This window comes from Streptomyces sp. NPDC091287 (genome assembly GCF_044768525.1).
In the GTDB taxonomy this organism is placed as follows: Bacteria; Actinomycetota; Actinomycetes; order Streptomycetales; family Streptomycetaceae; genus Streptomyces.
On sequence record NZ_JBIVUV010000013.1, the window covers coordinates 253,361 to 270,488 of the forward strand.

Below are 17,128 nucleotides of genomic sequence, written 5' to 3' on the forward strand. Positions count from 1 at the left end.
ACTCCCCCATCACCAGAAGGATTTCACCCATGCGCTTCCGCTCCACCTTTGCCGCCGTTCTCGGCGCCGCTCTGCTGCTCGCCGCCGTCCCCTCCTCCGCCTCGGCCGCCGAGGGGCAGTTCCGCTACGACTATGTGACCGTCGAGGGGTATGAGGCGACCGGCTTCCTGACCAGCCCGCCCAGCGGCGAGTGCGTCAACCTCCCGGGCGTCGGCCTGGAGAACCCCGAGCCCGGGCACTCCCCGAAGAACCGCACGGACGCCTGGGCGGAGGTCTTCACTGACGTCGACTGCGAGGGTGCTTCCTTCCCCCTCCGCCCGCACACCGGCGGGGCCTCGGAGCGGCTGAAGGTGCGTTCGGTCGTCTTCCACTGACGCGCTGCCGCACACCGAGCCGTCGCACACCCCTGACCCACCGCTGCACACGCCGCCGCCCGTGACCCCCTACGGAGCCACGGGCGGCCGGACGTCCTGGGGGGCATCCTGTGCGGGGCCGGCCTTGGGGGAGCCCACGCCCCGCAGGGCGGTCATCGCGATGACCGCGGTGGTGGCGGCGACCAGAGCACAGACGACGGCGACGATGTTCAGCCCACTGGTGTACGCGTCACGGGCGGCGGCCAGCGCCTGGTCGCCCAGCTCCGGGGAGAGCCGGCCTGCCGCGACCATGGTGCTCTCCAGGCTGTCCCCGGTGGCCCGGGCGGCTTCCTCGGGCAGCCCCTCGGGCACCTGGACCTGGCTGCGGTAGACGGCGCTGCCGACGCTGCCCAGGGCTGCGCTGCCCAGGGCGACACCCAGGTCACCGCTGATCGAGGAGAGCGCCGCGGCGGATCCGCCCCTCTCCGGCGGGGCGGAGCTGACCACCAGGTTGGTGCGGCTCGCGCTGCTGACCGGGGACCTGCCGGGGGCCCGGGAGCTGCACGAGCGGGCGCGGCGGCTCGCGGCCGAGCAGTCGGACACGTTCGGCGAACAGTACGCCGAGATCGGGCTCGGGCTGGGGGCCCGCAGAGCCGGCGAACTCGACGCGGCCGAGGCCCACCTGCGCCAGGTCCTCGACCTGCACCGGCGGGAGGGGTACGAACCGGAAACGCCCCCGCTGATCCTGGTCGAGCTGGGGTTCATCGCCGAACTTCGGGGCGACGCGGACGAGGCCCTGCGCCTGCAGCGGGAGGGCCTGACGGTGGCCCGCGCCACCGGCGACCCGCGGGCGGTCGCGCTGGCGCTGGAAGGGCTGGCCGGAGCGGAACTGCTGAGGGGCCGGCCCGGGGCCGCGGCCCGGCATCTGGGAGCCGCGGCGGCGGCCAGGGACGCGGTCGGGCTGCCGCTGCCCGCAGGGGAGCGGTACGACGTCGACCGCATCTCGGCCCGGACCGTGGACCTCCTCGGCCGGGAGGCCTACGAGGCCCGGTTCGCCGAAGGCGGCGAGTCGGCGGAACAGCTCCTGGGCCCCGACGTGCGCACTGGGCAGCGGCGCTCCCTCCCGTTCCACGTCGGGGGAACCGTGGGCACGACGAACGCGTAGAGGAGGGGCCCGCGACGCTCCCCACGCCGGGCGAAAGCGTCAGGCAACCTCCGCCCCAACCGCTGCCCGGCCCCGCTCAGCTCTTCCGCTCACCCAGGACACAGAATTCGTTGCCCTCCGGGTCGAGGAGGGTCACCCAGTGCTGCTCGTCCCGCACGGTGTCGGCGCGCCGGGCACCGAGGGAGAGCAGCCGGGCGACCTCGGCCTCCCGGTCGTCGGGGCGGAAGTCCGGGTGGAGCCGGTTCTTCGACGTCTTGCCCTCGGGGACAGGAACGAAGAGCAGCCCCGGCATCCGGTCCGGCTCGGGCCGAATCTCGATGATCTCCTCGGATTCGTCGACCACGACCCAGCCGAGAGCCTCCGCCCACCAGCGCCCGAGGGCGATGGGGTCGGCGGAGTCGACGATGATCTGTTCCCATTCGAGTGCCATGGGCGCGAGCATAAACAGGGTCGGCCGGCTGCCAGGGCCGGGGGTGAACGTCGTCGACCGTCGCTGCCCGCAGCCGGTACAGCTTTGCATAAAAGTGCGTCGATGCGTATAGTCATGCCATCGATCAGGAGGGTTACCGATGGTGGTACGAGCAGCAGTGGCAGGGGCGAGCGGCTACGCCGGCGGGGAGCTGCTCCGTCTTCTGCTGGCGCACCCGGACGTCGAGATCGGCGCCCTCACCGGGCACTCCAACGCCGGGCAGGCGCTCGGGTCGCTCCAGCCGCATCTGCGGACCCTGGCCGACCGGGTGCTGGAGCCCACCACCGCCCAGGTGCTCGCCGGCCACGACGTCGTCTTCCTGGCGCTTCCGCACGGGCAGTCAGCCGCCGTCGCCGAACAGTTGGGGGAGGAGGTTCTCGTCGTTGACATGGGGGCCGACTTCCGGCTGAAGGACGCCGGTGACTGGGAGACGTTCTACGGCTCCCCGCACGCCGGGACCTGGCCGTACGGGCTGCCCGAGCTGCCGGGCGGGCGGGCCGCGCTCGCCGGGACCCGGCGCATCGCCGTGCCCGGGTGCTACCCGACCGCCGTGTCCCTCGCGCTCTTCCCGGCGTACGAGGCCGGCCTCGCCGAGCCGGAGGCCGTGATCGTCGCCGCGTCCGGCACCTCGGGTGCGGGCAAGGCGGCCAAGCCGCATCTGCTCGGCTCCGAGGTGATGGGCAACATGACCCCGTACGGCGTCGGCGGCGGGCACCGCCACACGCCCGAGATGATCCAGAACCTCAGCGCCGCCGCCGGGCAGCCGGTCACCGTCTCGTTCACGCCCACCCTCGCGCCCATGCCGCGCGGCATCCTCGCCACGTGCAGCGCGAAGGCGAGGCCCGGCGTCAGCGCCCAGAGCCTGCGCGGGGCGTACGAGAAGGCGTTCGCGGACGAGCCGTTCGTGGACCTGCTGCCCGAGGGGCAGTGGCCCGCCACCGCCGCGGTGTACGGCTCCAACGCCGTACAGCTCCAGGTCGCGTACGACGCGGCGGCCGGGCGGATCATCGTGATCAGCGCCATCGACAACCTCGCCAAGGGCACCGCGGGCGGCGCCCTCCAGAGCATGAACATCGCCCTCGGACTCCCCGAGGACACAGGTCTTTCGACGATCGGAGTGGCACCGTGAGCGTCACGGCAGCACAGGGGTTCTCGGCGGCGGGCATCGCCGCGGGAATCAAGGAGAGCGGCAACCCGGACCTGGCCCTCGTGGTCAACAACGGGCCGCGTCGCGCCGCCGCGGGCGTCTTCACCTCCAACCGGGTCAAGGCCGCCCCGGTGCTCTGGTCGGAGCAGGTACTCAAGGGCGGCGAGGTCACCGCCGTCGTCCTCAACTCCGGTGGCGCCAACGCCTGCACGGGTCCCCAGGGCTTCCAGGACACCCACGCCACCGCCGAGAAGGTGGCCGAGGTGCTGGACGGGCACAGCGCGGGCGAGGTCGCCGTCGCCTCCACCGGGCTCATCGGTCTCCTGCTCCCCATGGACAAGCTGCTCCCGGGCATCGAGCAGGCCGCCGCCGCGCTCAGCGAGCACGGCGGTGAGAAGGCCGCCATCGCCATCAAGACCACCGACACCGTGCACAAGACGGCCGTCGCGGGCGGCGACGGCTGGACCGTCGGCGGCATGGCCAAGGGCGCGGGCATGCTCGCCCCGGGCCTCGCCACCATGCTCGTCGTCCTCACCACCGACGCCGATGTCGAAGCCCCCGTGCTGGACGCCGCCCTCCGCGACGCCACCCGCACCACCTTCGACCGGATCGACTCCGACGGCTGCATGTCCACCAACGACACCGTGCTGCTGCTCGCCTCCGGCGCCAGCGGAATCACCCCGGAGCAGGGGGAGTTCGCCGAGGCCGTACGGGCCGTCTGCGGGGACCTCGCCCGGCAGCTCATCGGGGACGCCGAGGGCGCCTCCAAGGACATCCGGATCGAGGTGATCAACGCGGCCACCGAGGACGACGCCGTCGAGGTCGGCCGGTCCATCGCCCGCAACAACCTCCTCAAGTGCGCCATCCACGGTGAGGACCCCAACTGGGGCCGCGTCCTCTCCGCGATCGGCACCACGAAGGCCGCCTTCGAGCCGGACCGGCTCAACGTCGCCATCAACGACGTCTGGGTCTGCAAGAGCGGCAGCGTGGGCGAGGACCGCGAACTCGTCGACATGCGCTACCGGGAGGTCAGGATCACCGCCGACCTCGCCGCCGGCACCGAGTCGGCCGTCATCTGGGCCAACGACCTCACCGCGGACTACGTCCACGAGAACAGCGCGTACAGCTCATGACCACAGCGCGGAAGCACACCGCACTCCCGAAGGCGCAGATCCTCATCGAGGCGCTGCCCTGGCTGACCCGGCACCACGGCAAGACCGTCGTCATCAAGTTCGGCGGCAACGCCATGATCGACGAGGAGCTGAAGGCCGCCTTCGCCCAGGACGTCGTCTTCCTGCGGCACGCCGGCCTCAAGCCCGTCGTCGTGCACGGCGGCGGCCCGCAGATCAGCGCCCAGCTCGACAAGCAGGGCCTGGTCAGCGAGTTCAAGGCCGGGCTGCGGGTCACCACTCCCGAGGCGATGGACGTCGTCCGGATGGTGCTCGCCGGACAGGTCCAGCGCGAGCTGGTCGGCCTCCTCAACCAGCACGGCCCCCTCGCCGTCGGCATGACCGGTGAGGACGCCCACACCATCACCGCCACCCAGCACCGGCCCACCATCGACGGCGAGCTCGTCGACATCGGCCGGGTCGGCGAGATCACCGCCATCGACACCGGGGCCATCCAGGCGCTGCTGGACGACGGCCGCATCCCGGTCATCTCCTCCATCGCCCGCTCCGCCGACGACCATCACGTCTACAACGTCAACGCCGACACCGCGGCCGCCGCGCTCGCCGCCGCGCTGAACGCCGAGACGCTGATGGTCCTCACCGACGTCGAGGGACTGTACGAGGACTGGCCCAACAGCGACGACGTCATCAGCCGGCTCACCGCGAGCCAGCTGGAGAAGCTGCTCCCCGAGCTGTCCAGCGGCATGGTCCCCAAGATGCAGGGCTGTCTGCACGCCGTGCGCAACGGCGTCGAGACCGCCCGCGTGATCGACGGCCGCGTCCAGCACTCGATCCTGCTGGAGATCTTCACCGACGAGGGCATCGGCACGATGGTCGTGCCCGACGCCCCCATCGACGTACACGGAACACCGGCAACGCACGGACACCAGCAGCAGGGGGAATCATGACCGGCGCCGAAGGACTCACCCAGCGGTGGCAGGGCGCGCTGATGGACAACTACGGCACGCCCCGGCTGCCGCTCGTCCGCGGCGAGGGCGCCTACGTCTGGGACGAGGAAGGCACCCGCCACCTCGACTTCGTCGGCGGCATCGCGGTCAACGCCCTCGGCCACGCCCACCCCGCCGTCGTCGAGGCCGTCTCCACCCAGATCGCCTCCCTCGGGCATGTATCGAACCTGTTCATCGCCGAGCCGCCCGTCGCGCTCGCCGAGCGGCTGCTCCAGCTCTTCGGCCGTCAGGGGCGGGTCTTCTTCGCCAACTCCGGCGCGGAGGCCAACGAGGCCGCCTTCAAGATCGGCCGGCTCACCGGGCGTACCCACATGGTCGCCACCGACGGCGGCTTCCACGGCCGGACGATGGGCGCGCTCGCCCTCACCGGCCAGCCCGGGAAGCAGGAGCCCTTCCGCCCGCTGCCCGGTGACGTCACCCACGTTCCGTACGGGGACGCCGCCGCGCTGAAGGCCGCCGTGACCACCGACACCGCGCTGGTCATCATCGAGCCGATGCAGGGCGAGAACGGCGTCGTCGTCCCGCCCAAGGGCTATCTGGAGGCCGCCCGGGAGATCACCCGGGCGACCGGCACCCTGCTCGTCCTGGACGAGGTCCAGACCGGAATCGGCCGCTGCGGCCAGTGGTTCGAGCACCAGGCCCACCAGGGCGTCGAGCCGGACATCGTCACCCTCGCCAAGGGTCTCGGCGGCGGACTGCCGATCGGCGCGACGGTCGCCTTCGGACCGGCGGCCGACCTGCTGAAGCCCGGGCACCACGGCACGACGTTCGGCGGCAACCCGGTCGCCTGTGCCGCCGGACTCGCCGTCATCGACACCCTCGCGGCCGACGGCGTGCTCGCCGACGTCAAGCGGCTCGGGGAGAGGATCCGCGACGGCGTCGAGGCGCTGGGACACCCACTGGTCTCCCACGTCCGCGGCGCTGGCCTGCTGCTGGGTATCGTGCTCACCGGACCCCTCGCACCGCAGGTGCAGCAGGCGGCCCAGGGAGCCGGCCTCCTGGTGAACGCGCCCGCCCCCGATGTCGTACGGCTCATGCCGCCGCTGATCATCGGTGACGCGGAGGTGGACGCGTTCCTGGAGATCCTGCCGAGCGCTCTCGACGCGGCATACGGGGACGGACGATCCGGAGCATGACCCTCCGGAGAATGAGGCGACGACGATGACCGAGGCGCAGGAATCCGAGCACGGCGGGCCGTCCGTGCCGCAGACCCGCACCGCCCGCCACCGCCGGATCGTGGACATCCTGAACCGGCAGCCGGTCCGCTCGCAGAGCCAGCTGGCCAAGCTCCTCGCCGACGACGGGCTGAGCGTCACCCAGGCGACGCTCTCCCGGGACCTCGACGAGCTGGGCGCGGTGAAGATCCGCAACACCGGCGGCGAGCTGATCTACGCGGTGCCGAGCGAGGGCGGATTCCGCACCCCGCAGGCCCCGCTGGGCGGCTCGGCCAAGGAGGAGCGGATGCGCCGGCTCTCGGCCGAACTGCTCATCTCGGCGGAGGCGTCGGCCAACCTCGTGGTGCTGCGCACCCCGCCGGGCGCGGCCCAGTTCCTCGCCTCGGCCATCGACCAGGCCGAACTGCACGACATCCTCGGCACCATCGCGGGCGACGACACGCTGATGCTCATCAGCCGTGACCCGAACGGCGGCCAGGCGCTCGCCGATCACCTGCTGAGGCTCGCTCAGAACGACCGCTGAGCATCCCTGTTCAGTAGCGCGTGATCGCGGTCGGGCCCGAGGAGGTGCCGACCGCGATGTGCGGTTCGCGCTCCGGGTCCGCCCAGGCGAGGATCTCCGCCATGGCGTCGGCCGGGACCGAGACGCACCCGGCCGTCGCCCCGCGTCCGTTCACATGCAGGAAGATTCCCGCGCCCCTGCCCCGTACCGGCCGGTCGTAGTTGAAGCCGATCACCAGGGCGCGGGCGTACTGCGTGCCGTAGGAGACCAGGTGCTCGGCCTCCGCCGCCCGACAGTGGCCGGGGCGCGGCTCCACCCAGCGGTTGTACGCGCGCGAGTCGTTGTCCTGGCACCACCAGGAGTCCTCGGTGACCTCGCGGTAGGGGTACGTCGTGCCGGCCGGGGCGTCCTCGATGCCGAAGGCGTACGGCAGGTCGTACAGACCGGTGGGCGTGGTGCTGGTGCCCTGCTCCCGGGTCGCCCCCTCGGCCAGCCCGTTCGCCCCGAACCGCGCGGGTGCCGACCCGGCCTCCGTCCACCTGCCCCCGCGCCGCTCCCACCAGGTCACGGTCCCCGTCGTGGAGCCGGTACCGGGGGCCTCGGCGGTGATCAGCTGGGAGCCGCCGCCCGTGTCCGCCAGCCGGTACGGCAGGGGAGGGGCATCGGTCCGGCCGGGCCCGGCCCCGAGGGAGCCGGCCAGGGCGAGGAGTACGGCGGCGGTCACCAGTGATCTGCGCATGCTCCGGACCGTACGGCGGCCGGCGGGCACGCCCCACCGGACCTGCTCCGTACGGCCCAGCGGCTCACTCCGGACGGGACGGGCTCACTCCGGGAGCGCGGTCGGCAGGGGCGGCAGCGGGAGCGGCAGGCCCGGCAGTCCGTCGATGCTCGTCGCGATGTCCTCCTTCTTCGCGAAGTAGGCGCTGAGGCTCTCGTCGTCGTCGCGCCGGAACCGGTCCGCGTGCAGCGTGCGGTCCTCGTCGTAGCTCAGGAACGGCACGCCGAACCCACAGGTGTCGCGGATCAGTTCGGCGGTCACCACGATGATCGCGCGCAGCCCGTGCGGGGCCGGATCGACACCGGGGAAGCGGGCGAGGAGCCCGGGGAACCGGGGGTCGTCACGGAAGACCGGCTCACCCCGGCCGTGCACGCGCACGATGTTCGGCGGCCCCTGGAAGGCGCACCACATCAGGGTGATGCGCCCGTTCTCCCGGAGGTGGGCGACGGTCTCGGCGTTGCTCCCGGCGAAGTCCAGGTAGGCGACGGTCCGCTCGTCGAGGACGGCGAAGGAACCGGTGAGGCCCTTGGGGGAGAGGTTCACCGTGCCGTCGGAGTCCAGCGGGGCGGTGGCCGTGAAGAAGATGTGCTGTTCCTCGATGAAGGTTCTGAGCCGTCCGTCGATGCGTTCGTGCGTTTTTCCCATGAGGTGATTATCAGCCCTCGATCCGGGCGGTGAGCAGGGAATTTCATCATCCGGACCCCGGTGCGCGACGCCGCTCCGCTGGCCGCCTCCACGCGCCCGCGCGACCGAGCGACTACGCTGACCTGCTATTTTGACAAACAATACGGTGGACTGCATAGTTATACCCATCAGTGATTGCACCGTAAGGAGAAACCCGTGACCGAGCGCGTCGTTCTCGCCTACTCGGGCGGCCTGGACACCTCCGTCGCCATCGGCTGGATCGCCGAGGAGACGGGCGCCGAGGTCATCGCCGTTGCCGTGGACGTCGGCCAGGGCGGCGAGGACCTGGACGTCATCCGCAAGCGCGCGCTCGCCTGCGGTGCCGTCGAGGCCGAGGTCGCGGACGCCAAGGACGAGTTCGCCGAGGAGTACTGCCTCCCGGCGATCAAGGCCAACGCCCTCTACATGGACCGCTACCCGCTGGTCTCGGCCCTCTCCAGGCCGACCATCGTCAAGCACCTCGTCGCCGCCGCCCACAAGCACAACGCCGGGATCGTCGCCCACGGCTGCACCGGCAAGGGCAACGACCAGGTCCGCTTCGAGGCCGGCATCTCCGCGCTCGGCCCCGACCTGAAGTGCATCGCCCCGGTCCGTGACTACGCGATGACCCGGGACAAGGCGATCGCCTTCTGCGAGGAGAAGAACCTCCCGATCGCGACCACCAGGAAGTCCCCGTACTCCATCGACCAGAACGTCTTCGGGCGCGCCGTAGAGACGGGCTTCCTGGAGGACATCTGGAACGCGCCGATCGAGGACATCTACGAGTACACCGACGACCCCGCCGTCCAGCGCGAGGCCGACGAGGTCGTCATCTCCTTCAAGGAGGGCGTGCCCGTAGCCATCGACGGCCGTCCCGTCACCGTCCTCCAGGCGATCCAGCAGCTCAACGAGCGGGCCGGCGCGCAGGGCATCGGCCGGATCGACATGGTCGAGGACCGGCTCGTGGGCATCAAGTCCCGCGAGGTGTACGAGGCGCCCGGCGCCATCGCGCTGATCACCGCCCACCAGGAGCTGGAGAACGTCACCGTCGAGCGCGAGCTGGCCCGCTACAAGCGACAGGTCGAGCAGCGCTGGGGCGAGATGGTCTACGACGGCCTGTGGTTCTCCCCCCTCAAGCGCGCCCTGGACGGCTTCATCAACGAGGCCAACCAGCACGTCACCGGCGACATCCGGATGACCCTGCACGGCGGCCGCGCCGTCGTCACCGGCCGGAAGTCCGAGGAGTCGCTGTACGACTTCAACCTCGCCACCTACGACTCGGGCGACACCTTCGACCAGTCCAAGGCGCAGGGCTTCATCGAGATCTTCGGTCTCTCCTCCAAGATCGCGGCGAAGCGTGATCTGCAGGCATAGCCTGACGCTTACCTCGCCTGACCCTCCCTCGTTGTACAGCCGCCTCCCCGTCGTCACGCGGCAGGGAGGCGGCCGCATATCCGCACCTTGGCCTCTGTCCTGGCCTTTGCCTTTGTCTTTTTGAGGAGCACGCAGTGAGCAGCAACAACGGTGACGTCCGGCTCTGGGGCGCGCGTTTCGCCGACGGACCGGCCGAGGCGCTGGCCAAGCTGTCCGCGTCCGTCCACTTCGACTGGCGGCTCGCGCCGTACGACATCGCCGGCTCCCGAGCCCACGCGAGCGTGCTCAACAAGGCGGGCCTGCTCAGCGAGGACGAGCTGACCCGGATGCTCGCCGGGCTCGATCAGCTCGAAGCGGACGTCGCTGACGGCTCCTTCACCGGGACCATCGCCGACGAGGACGTCCACACCGCGTTGGAGCGCGGACTCCTGGAGCGCCTCGGCGCCGACCTCGGCGGCAAGCTGCGGGCCGGACGGTCGCGGAACGACCAGATCGCCACGCTCTTCCGGATGTACCTGCGCGACCACGCCCGGACCATCGGCGGCCTGATCGCCGATCTCCAGAGCGCCCTGGTCGGCCTCGCCGAGGCCCACGCGGACGTCGCGATGCCGGGCCGCACCCACCTCCAGCACGCCCAGCCCGTGCTCTTCGCCCACCACGTGCTCGCCCACGTCCAGTCCCTGTCCCGGGACGCCGAGCGGCTGCGCCAGTGGGACGAGCGCACCGCCGTCTCCCCGTACGGCTCCGGGGCGCTCGCCGGATCCTCGCTCGGCCTCGACCCGGAGGCGGTCGCCGCCGACCTCGGGTTCGAGCACGGCTCGGTCGCCAACTCCATCGACGGCACCGCCTCGCGGGACTTCGTCGCGGAGTTCGCCTTCATCACCGCGATGATCGGCGTCAACCTCTCCCGGATCGCGGAGGAGGTCATCATCTGGAACACGAAGGAGTTCTCCTTCGTCAGCCTCCACGACGCCTTCTCCACCGGCTCCTCGATCATGCCGCAGAAGAAGAACCCGGACATCGCGGAGCTGGCCCGGGGCAAGTCCGGCCGCCTCATCGGCAACCTGACCGGCCTGCTCGCCACGCTCAAGGCGCTCCCGCTCGCGTACAACCGGGACCTCCAGGAGGACAAGGAGCCCGTCTTCGACTCCTGCGACCAGCTGGAGGTCCTGCTCCCCGCCTTCACCGGGATGATGGCCACCCTCACCGTCAACCGCGAACGCATGGAGGAGCTGGCCCCGGCGGGCTTCTCGCTCGCGACCGACATCGCGGAATGGCTGGTCAAGCAGGGCGTTCCGTTCCGGGTGGCGCACGAGGTGGCCGGCGCCTGCGTCAAGGAGTGCGAGCAGCAGGGCATCGAGCTCGACCAGCTCACCGACGAGCAGTTCGCCAAGATCTCCGAGCACCTCACCCCCGAGGTCCGCACGGTGCTCAATGTGCGGGGCGCCCTCGCCTCCCGCGACGGCCGGGGCGGAACGGCCCCCTCCGCCGTCGCCGTACAGCTCGCCGAGGTGAAGGAAGACCTGGCCGCGCAGCACGCCTGGGCGACCGCCCGCCAGTAGGAAGGCCGGCCAGGTGCGCGCGGGGAGGCGTGCCGCACCGGATGGACGAAGGGCATCGCGCGCTCACCGGGGTAGGAGTAACCGAAACTCGACCCCGAGGAGCCCGCGATGCCCTTCGCCGCCCTGGCCGCCGCGACGACCCCGACCGCCCACATCGGGCTGGGCCTTGCCGCCGTCGGGAGGCCCGGCTACATCAATCTCCACCGAGACCGGGACCTGCCCGCCGACCGCGACGCCGACGCCCTGCGCGCCCGCACCCACGAACTGCTGGACGCCGCCTACGCCCAGGGCGTCCGGTATGTCGACACCGCACGCTCCTACGGCCGTGCCGAGGAGTTCCTCGCGGAGTGGCTGGACGCCCGGCCCTCGTTCACCGACCTCGTCGTCGGCAGCAAGTGGGGGTACGCCTATACCGCCGACTGGGACGTCGAGGCCGAGGAACACGAGGTCAAGGACCACAGCCTCACCGCCTTCGAGCGCCAGTACGCCGAGACCCGGGCCCTCCTCGGCGACCGGCTCAGCCTCTACCAGGTCCACTCGGTCACCCCGGACAGCCCCGCGCTCACCGACAAGGAACTGCTCGACCGGCTCGCCGCCCTGGCCGCCGACGGCGTCACCGTCGGCCTCTCCACCAGCGGCCCCGCCCAGGCCGAAGCGATCCGGGCCGCCCTCGCCGTCACGGTCGACGGCGAACCCCTCTTCCGCACGGTTCAGGCCACCTACAACGCCCTGGAGACCTCGGCCGCGCCCGCGCTCGCCGAGGCCCACGACGCCGGGCTCACCGTGATCGTCAAGGAGGGCATGGCCAACGGGCGCCTCGCCGGGGACGAGGCCCCCGCCGTGTTCCAGGAGATCGCCGCCGCCGCGGGCGTGGGCGGCGACGCGGTCGCCCTCGCGCTGGTCCTGCACCAGCCCTGGGCCGACGTCGCGCTCTCCGGCGCCGCCACGGTGGGCCAGCTCTCCGGCAATCTGCACGCCGCCGTCGTCGACCTGGACGACGAGCAGCGGGCCGGCCTCGACGCCCTGGTCGAGGAGCCGGAGGCCTACTGGCGGCACCGGGCAGGACTGCCCTGGCACTGAAAGCCCGCCCACAGGCCCAGCCCCGACGGCCTCAGGAGCTCGTCAGGACGACGAGTTCCCGGGTCGCCCGGGTCATCGCGACATAGCGGTCCACCGCCCCCTCGACGCCCGCGCCGAACCTCTCCGGGTCGACGAGGACGACCAGGTCGAACTCCAGGCCCTTCGACAGCTCCGGGGTCAGCGACCGCACGCGGGGCGTCGCCCGGAACGCGGGATCTCCGATGACACAGGCGATCCCGTCGTCGTGCGCGGCGAGCCAGTCGGCGAGGACGGTGTCCAGGTCCCCGACGGGGCCGTACGTGACGGGGATGCCGCTGCTGCGGACGGAGACCGGCACGTTGGCGTCGGGGAGCACGGCCCGGACCACCGGTTCGGCCTCCGCCATGATCTCCTCCGGTGTCCGGTAGTTGATGGTCAGGGAGGCCAGGGTGATCCGGTCGAGCCCGACCCGCTCCAGCCGCTCCTGCCACGACTCGGTGAACCCGTGCCGGGCCTGCGCACGGTCCCCGACGACGGTGAAGCTCCGGGACGGGCACCGCTGGAGCAGCATCTGCCACTGGGCGTCGGTCAGTTCCTGCGCCTCGTCCACGACGATGTGCGCGAACGGACCGGCCAGCAGGTCGGGTTCGGTGCCGCTCGGCCGGTCGGCGGTGGCCAGGGACTCCCGGAGATCCGCCCCGCGCAGCATCACCAGCGCACCCTCGCCGTCCGCGTCCGCGTCGGCCAGGGTCTCGTCGGCCAGCAGGCTCTCGACGACCCGGTCCATCTGCTCGCGTTCGGCGGCGGCCGCGGCCTCGTGACGGCGCCTGCGCCGGGACGCCTCCGGGTCGCCGAGCCGCTGCCGTGCCGCGTCCAGGAGAGGCAGGTCGGACACCGTCCAGGCCCGGGCGTCATGGCGCTGCAACCGCCCGACCTCCTCCGAGGTCAGCCAGGGGGCGCACTTGCGCAGATAGGCGGGTACGGACCAGAGGTCGCCGACCAGGTCGGCCGCCTCGACCAGCGGCCAGGCGCGGTCGAAGAGGGCGAACAGCTCCCGGTTGCGCCGCAGCGAGGCGCGCAGTTGTGCCTCCGGGGCGTCGCCGTCGTGCTTGTCCACGAGGATCGTGAGCAGCTCCTCCCAGATCTGGTCCCGCGCCTCGTTGTGCGGTGTGCCCGGGTCCGCCGCCCCGAACGCCGAGGCCCAGTCGGCGGCGCTCAGCCAGATGTCGGACCAGTGCGTCTGGACCCGTACGCCCGTGGCGGGCGGCTCCTCGTAGAACCGGACGGCCGGCTCGACCGCCTTCACCAGGTCCGCCGACGCCTTCAGACGCGCCACCTCCGGGTCGGCCTCGGCGCCCGCCTGCGCTCCCTCGGCGACCAGGTCCCGCAGGGTGCACGTCTGCACGCCCTCCTCCCCGAGGCTGGGCAGGACATCGGCGACGTACCCCAGATAGGGCTCGTGCGGCCCGACGAACAGCACGCCACCGCGGCGGTGCCCGAGGCGCGGGTCGGAGTAGAGGAGGTAGGCGGAGCGGTGCAGGGCGACGACGGTCTTCCCGGTGCCGGGCCCGCCGTCGACGACGAGCGCGCCCCGGGAGCCCGCCCGGATGATGGCGTCCTGGTCGGCCTGGATGGTGCCCAGGACATCGCGCATCCGGGCCGACCGGTTGCCGCCCAGACTGGCGATGAACGCGGACTGGTCATCCAGCGCGGCATGACCGGCGAAGCCCTCCGGTGCGAACACCTCGTCCCAGTAGTCGCTGATCCGGCCGCCGGTCCAGCGGTAGCGGCGGCGGCTCGCCAGGCCCATCGGATCGGCGTGGGTGGCCCCGAAGAACGGCTCGGCGGCGGGGGAGCGCCAGTCGAGCAGCAGCCGGCGGCCCGTGCTGTCGGTCAGCCCGAGCCGTCCCACGTACAGCGGCCCGGAGCCGTCCGCGGCGACCATGTGCCCGAGGCACAGGTCGAGGCCGAACCTGCGCAGGGCGCGCAGCCGGCCGGTCAGCCGGTGGATCTCCACGTCCCGGTCCATCGCCTGCCGGCTCGCCCCGCCGGGCGCCCTGCGTTCGGCCGCGAGCCGGTCGGTCAGCTCGGCGATCGACTGTTCCAGGCAGTGGGCGATGGCCGCGAAGTGCTGCTCGTCATCGGCGATCAGCGCCGGGTCGGCCTTGGGGGAGAGGCGGTCGGGGAGGTCGAACGCGCTGGCGGTCAGGGGTTTCACGGCATCGTTCCGATCTGCGGTGCGTACGGAGGGCGGCGTCCCATCCCGGCTACGGCGGACGATTCTGCGGCATATGGGGGGCCTTGCCGCAAGGCCCCCCGTGCGCTATAAGTTGAGAGTGGCAAGGAGTGGATTCACCTCCGGCCACTTTTTTTGTTTCCCGCCTCGCTCCGCCCCCGGCTCTTCCGCCCCCGGCTCTTCCTCCCCCGCCCCACCCCCTCTTGCCTTCCCCTCGTCCTGCTGCGCGCCCGCGCACGCCCTACGGTGAGACGAATCTGTCTCAGATGGGTTATGGTTGTCTCATGACTCTCGACCGTGAGCAGGTGCTGCGCAGCGCCGCCGCCCTGCTGACCCGCAAATCGACCGCCACGATGGACGAGGTCGCCAGGGCGGCGGGCATCGGCCGGGCCACCCTCCACCGCCACTTCGCCGGGCGTGACGCCCTGGTGAGGGCGCTGGAGAATCTCGGCATCCAGGAGTTCGAGGCGGCCCTGGACGCCGCCCGGCTCGATGAGGACACCTCCGAGGAGGGGCTGCGCCGCCTCATCGCGGCCGTCGAGCCCAGCGCCGGACTGCTGTCCTTCCTCGTCAACGAGAACCAGCTCTTCGAGGGCGACGAGGTCAACGAGGGCTGGAACCGGGCCGACGCCCGCGTCTCCGCCTTCTTCCGCCGGGGCCAGGAGCGCGGCGAGTTCCGTATCGACCTCTCCCCCGCCTGGCTGACGGAGGCCCTCTACGGGCTCGTCGGCACCGGCGCCTGGGCCGTCCAGGCGGGGCGGGTCGCCGCACAGGATTTCCAACACATGATCGTCGAGTTGCTGCTCGGCGGAGCACGCCGGAGCGTAGAGCAATGACCAGCATCGACCAGAACCCGGACACCACGGACGCCGTACGCCGCCCGGGGCGGTGGATCGCGCTCGCCGTCCTCGTCCTCGCCGTGCTGCTGGTGGCCGTGGACGCGACCGTCCTCGGTCTCGCCACCCCGTTCCTCAGCGAGGACCTCGAACCGACCGGCACCCAGCTGCTCTGGATCGGTGACGTCTACTCCTTCGTCATCGCCGGCCTGCTCGTCTCGATGGGCAGCCTCGGCGACCGGATCGGCCGCAAGAAGCTGCTGCTGGTCGGCGCCGTCGCGTTCGGCGCGGTCTCCGTGCTCAACGCGTACGCGACCACGCCCGAGATGATGATCGTGGCCCGGGCGCTGCTCGGTGTCGCGGGCGCCACCCTGATGCCGTCCACCCTGGCCCTGATCCGCAACCTCTTCCACGACCCGCGCGAGCGCAGCCTCGCCATCGGGATCTGGGGCGCGATGGCCTCGGCGGGCGCGGCCGTCGGCCCGGTCGTCGGCGGGTTCCTGCTCGAACACTTCTGGTGGGGTTCGGTCTTCCTCATCAACCTGCCCGTGATGGCCGTCCTCGTCGTCGTCGGCATCAAGCTGATCCCGGAGTCCAAGAACCCGGCCCCCGGCCCGTGGGACATGCTCAGCGTCGGGCTCTCCCTGGTCGGCATGATCGGTGTCGTGTACGCCATCAAGGAAGCGGCCGCGCACGGGGTGAGCTGGGAGGCCGGGGCGGCGGCCGTCGTCGGCGTCGGCGCGCTCACCTGGTTCGTCCGCAGGCAACTGCGGCTGCCCGCGCCCCTGCTGGACATGCGGCTCTTCCACCACCGGGGCTTCTCCGGCGCGGTCCTCGCCGACCTGCTGACCATCCTCGGCCTGTCGGGTCTGGTCTTCTTCCTCTCCCAGTTCCTGCAACTGGTGCAGGGCCGTGGACCGCTGGAGGCCGGGCTCGCCGAACTGCCCGCCGCCATCGGCGCGGTGACCGCGGGTCTGCTGGCCGGGTTCGCCGCCCGCCGCTTCTCGGTCCGCTCCGTCGTCTCGGGCGGCCTGGCCGCGGTCGGTCTTGCCCTCGGCAGTGTGACGCTGCTCGACCAGAACACCGGGTATCCGCTGCTCGGCGCCATGCTGCTGGTCGTCGGCGTCGGCGCGGGCTTCGCCTTCACCGTCACCGCCGACGTGATCCTCTCCAGCGTGCCGAAGGAGCAGGCGGGCTCCGCGTCCGCCGTCTCCGAGACCGCGTACGAACTGGGCGCGGCCCTCGGCATCGCCCTGCTCGGCTCCATCGTCACCGGCGTCTACCGGGGCTTCCCGACCCCGTCCGGCATCCCCGCCGACGTCGAGTCGGCCGCCCACGAGTCACTGGGCGGCGCGGTCGAGGCGGCCGGGGCGCTGCCCGCCGCCCAGGCCGGGCCGCTGGTCTCGGCGGCCCAGGAGGCGTTCGTTGACGGACTGCGGTCGGCCGCGGGCGTCGGTGCGGCGGTACTGCTGGCGGCGGCGGTCGCGGCCTGGTTCCTGCTGCGGGGCCAGAAGCTGGAGGACGGCGTCGAGCACCCGTAGGGCGTACGGAGCGAGGAAGGGCCCGCGCCCCCGAGGGGGCGGTTTCTAGGGGTCGTCGCAACACGTGGTTGTGTTGGTCAGGCCGTGAGCAGTTTATGCAGGCGCTCGGCTGGGGTTTCCCAGCCGAGCGT

General features: G+C 71.9%; 17 protein-coding genes. 12 read left to right on the top strand and 5 right to left on the bottom strand.

Annotation, left to right across the window (positions count from 1 at the left end; all coding sequences use genetic code 11):
• Window positions 1-29: 29 nt before the first annotated feature.
• Complete coding sequence (locus tag ACIQRW_RS23415; RefSeq protein ID WP_403763542.1) at window positions 30-374, top strand: hypothetical protein; 345 nt, start codon at window positions 30-32, stop codon at window positions 372-374.
• A 69-nt stretch (window positions 375-443) separates the two neighbouring features.
• Here the strand turns inward: ACIQRW_RS23415 and ACIQRW_RS23420 are convergent, their stop codons facing one another.
• Window positions 444-860 carry a hypothetical protein gene (locus tag ACIQRW_RS23420; RefSeq protein ID WP_403763545.1) on the bottom strand — a complete coding sequence of 139 codons (417 nt, stop codon included), beginning with the start codon at window positions 858-860 and terminating at the stop codon, window positions 444-446.
• A 7-nt stretch (window positions 861-867) separates the two neighbouring features.
• Between ACIQRW_RS23420 and ACIQRW_RS23425 the strand changes: the two genes are divergently transcribed.
• On the top strand, window positions 868-1,518 hold the full coding sequence (locus ACIQRW_RS23425; RefSeq protein ID WP_403763548.1) for a hypothetical protein: 651 nt from the start codon (window positions 868-870) through the stop codon (window positions 1,516-1,518).
• 76 nt (window positions 1,519-1,594) lie between these two features.
• Here the strand turns inward: ACIQRW_RS23425 and ACIQRW_RS23430 are convergent, their stop codons facing one another.
• Window positions 1,595-1,948, bottom strand: a complete 354-nt coding sequence (locus ACIQRW_RS23430; protein ID WP_403763551.1) for a VOC family protein — start codon at window positions 1,946-1,948, stop codon at window positions 1,595-1,597.
• A gap of 139 nt (window positions 1,949-2,087) precedes the next feature.
• Between ACIQRW_RS23430 and argC the strand changes: the two genes are divergently transcribed.
• The 5 genes from argC to ACIQRW_RS23455 are packed head-to-tail and all read left to right on the top strand — an operon-like array spanning window position 2,088 to window position 6,969.
• A complete protein-coding gene (gene argC / locus ACIQRW_RS23435) occupies window positions 2,088-3,116 on the top strand; it encodes an N-acetyl-gamma-glutamyl-phosphate reductase (protein WP_403763554.1) in 1,029 nt (342 codons plus the stop codon).
• On the top strand, window positions 3,113-4,267 hold the full coding sequence (gene argJ / locus ACIQRW_RS23440) for a bifunctional glutamate N-acetyltransferase/amino-acid acetyltransferase ArgJ (RefSeq protein WP_403763557.1): 1,155 nt from the start codon (window positions 3,113-3,115) through the stop codon (window positions 4,265-4,267). Before argC ends, argJ begins: the two co-directional genes overlap by 4 nt.
• The gene (gene argB / locus ACIQRW_RS23445; protein WP_403763560.1) at window positions 4,264-5,211 is read left to right on the top strand and encodes an acetylglutamate kinase; all 948 of its coding nucleotides are present in this window, start codon (window positions 4,264-4,266) and stop codon (window positions 5,209-5,211) included. The genes argJ and argB overlap by 4 nt, the downstream gene beginning before the upstream one ends.
• A complete protein-coding gene (locus ACIQRW_RS23450) occupies window positions 5,208-6,407 on the top strand; it encodes an acetylornithine transaminase (protein ID WP_403763563.1) in 1,200 nt (399 codons plus the stop codon). The genes argB and ACIQRW_RS23450 overlap by 4 nt, the downstream gene beginning before the upstream one ends.
• Before the next feature lie 25 nt (window positions 6,408-6,432).
• Window positions 6,433-6,969, top strand: a complete 537-nt coding sequence (locus ACIQRW_RS23455; RefSeq protein WP_006123291.1) for an arginine repressor — start codon at window positions 6,433-6,435, stop codon at window positions 6,967-6,969.
• Window positions 6,970-6,979: 10 nt separating this feature from the next.
• On the opposite strand, the gene ACIQRW_RS23460 is transcribed toward ACIQRW_RS23455, so the two are convergent.
• Window positions 6,980-7,687 carry a L,D-transpeptidase gene (locus tag ACIQRW_RS23460; RefSeq protein WP_403763566.1) on the bottom strand — a complete coding sequence of 236 codons (708 nt, stop codon included), beginning with the start codon at window positions 7,685-7,687 and terminating at the stop codon, window positions 6,980-6,982.
• An 84-nt stretch (window positions 7,688-7,771) separates the two neighbouring features.
• Window positions 7,772-8,371: a pyridoxamine 5'-phosphate oxidase family protein gene (locus ACIQRW_RS23465; RefSeq protein WP_403763569.1), complete on the bottom strand. Its 600-nt coding sequence runs from the start codon at window positions 8,369-8,371 to the stop codon at window positions 7,772-7,774.
• A gap of 195 nt (window positions 8,372-8,566) precedes the next feature.
• Between ACIQRW_RS23465 and ACIQRW_RS23470 the strand changes: the two genes are divergently transcribed.
• The 3 genes from ACIQRW_RS23470 (at window position 8,567) to ACIQRW_RS23480 (ending at window position 12,405) form a co-directional block, all read left to right on the top strand.
• Window positions 8,567-9,763: an argininosuccinate synthase gene (locus ACIQRW_RS23470; RefSeq protein ID WP_403763572.1), complete on the top strand. Its 1,197-nt coding sequence runs from the start codon at window positions 8,567-8,569 to the stop codon at window positions 9,761-9,763.
• Window positions 9,764-9,897: 134 nt separating this feature from the next.
• A complete protein-coding gene (gene argH, locus ACIQRW_RS23475) occupies window positions 9,898-11,325 on the top strand; it encodes an argininosuccinate lyase (protein ID WP_403763575.1) in 1,428 nt (475 codons plus the stop codon).
• A 108-nt stretch (window positions 11,326-11,433) separates the two neighbouring features.
• Window positions 11,434-12,405 (top strand): aldo/keto reductase, encoded by a 972-nt coding sequence (locus ACIQRW_RS23480; protein ID WP_403763578.1) that lies wholly within the window; start codon window positions 11,434-11,436, stop codon window positions 12,403-12,405.
• 31 nt (window positions 12,406-12,436) lie between these two features.
• Here ACIQRW_RS23480 and helR read toward each other — a convergent pair whose 3' ends face one another.
• The gene (gene helR, locus ACIQRW_RS23485) at window positions 12,437-14,602 is read right to left on the bottom strand and encodes an RNA polymerase recycling motor ATPase HelR (RefSeq protein WP_403763581.1); all 2,166 of its coding nucleotides are present in this window, start codon (window positions 14,600-14,602) and stop codon (window positions 12,437-12,439) included.
• A 302-nt stretch (window positions 14,603-14,904) separates the two neighbouring features.
• Here helR and ACIQRW_RS23490 point away from each other — a divergent pair, with 302 nt between their 5' ends.
• Together ACIQRW_RS23490 and ACIQRW_RS23495 are read left to right on the top strand one after the other, a co-directional pair.
• A complete protein-coding gene (locus tag ACIQRW_RS23490; RefSeq protein ID WP_403763584.1) occupies window positions 14,905-15,456 on the top strand; it encodes a TetR/AcrR family transcriptional regulator in 552 nt (183 codons plus the stop codon).
• Window positions 15,453-16,997, top strand: coding sequence for an MFS transporter (locus tag ACIQRW_RS23495; RefSeq protein ID WP_403763587.1), 1,545 nt, complete (start codon window positions 15,453-15,455; stop codon window positions 16,995-16,997). Before ACIQRW_RS23490 ends, ACIQRW_RS23495 begins: the two co-directional genes overlap by 4 nt.
• Window positions 16,998-17,128 lie beyond the last annotated feature (131 nt).

Coding starts and splice junctions, on each gene's coding strand:
- ACIQRW_RS23415 (WP_403763542.1), top strand. CDS start 30: ATGCGCTTCCGCTCCACCTTTGCCGCCGTTCTCGGCGCCGCTCTGCTG.
- ACIQRW_RS23430 (WP_403763551.1), bottom strand. CDS start 1,948: ATGGCACTCGAATGGGAACAGATCATCGTCGACTCCGCCGACCCCATC.
- argC (WP_403763554.1), top strand. CDS start 2,088: ATGGTGGTACGAGCAGCAGTGGCAGGGGCGAGCGGCTACGCCGGCGGG.
- argB (WP_403763560.1), top strand. CDS start 4,264: ATGACCACAGCGCGGAAGCACACCGCACTCCCGAAGGCGCAGATCCTC.
- ACIQRW_RS23450 (WP_403763563.1), top strand. CDS start 5,208: ATGACCGGCGCCGAAGGACTCACCCAGCGGTGGCAGGGCGCGCTGATG.
- ACIQRW_RS23455 (WP_006123291.1), top strand. CDS start 6,433: ATGACCGAGGCGCAGGAATCCGAGCACGGCGGGCCGTCCGTGCCGCAG.
- ACIQRW_RS23460 (WP_403763566.1), bottom strand. CDS start 7,687: ATGCGCAGATCACTGGTGACCGCCGCCGTACTCCTCGCCCTGGCCGGC.
- ACIQRW_RS23465 (WP_403763569.1), bottom strand. CDS start 8,371: ATGGGAAAAACGCACGAACGCATCGACGGACGGCTCAGAACCTTCATC.
- ACIQRW_RS23480 (WP_403763578.1), top strand. CDS start 11,434: ATGCCCTTCGCCGCCCTGGCCGCCGCGACGACCCCGACCGCCCACATC.
- ACIQRW_RS23490 (WP_403763584.1), top strand. CDS start 14,905: ATGACTCTCGACCGTGAGCAGGTGCTGCGCAGCGCCGCCGCCCTGCTG.
- ACIQRW_RS23495 (WP_403763587.1), top strand. CDS start 15,453: ATGACCAGCATCGACCAGAACCCGGACACCACGGACGCCGTACGCCGC.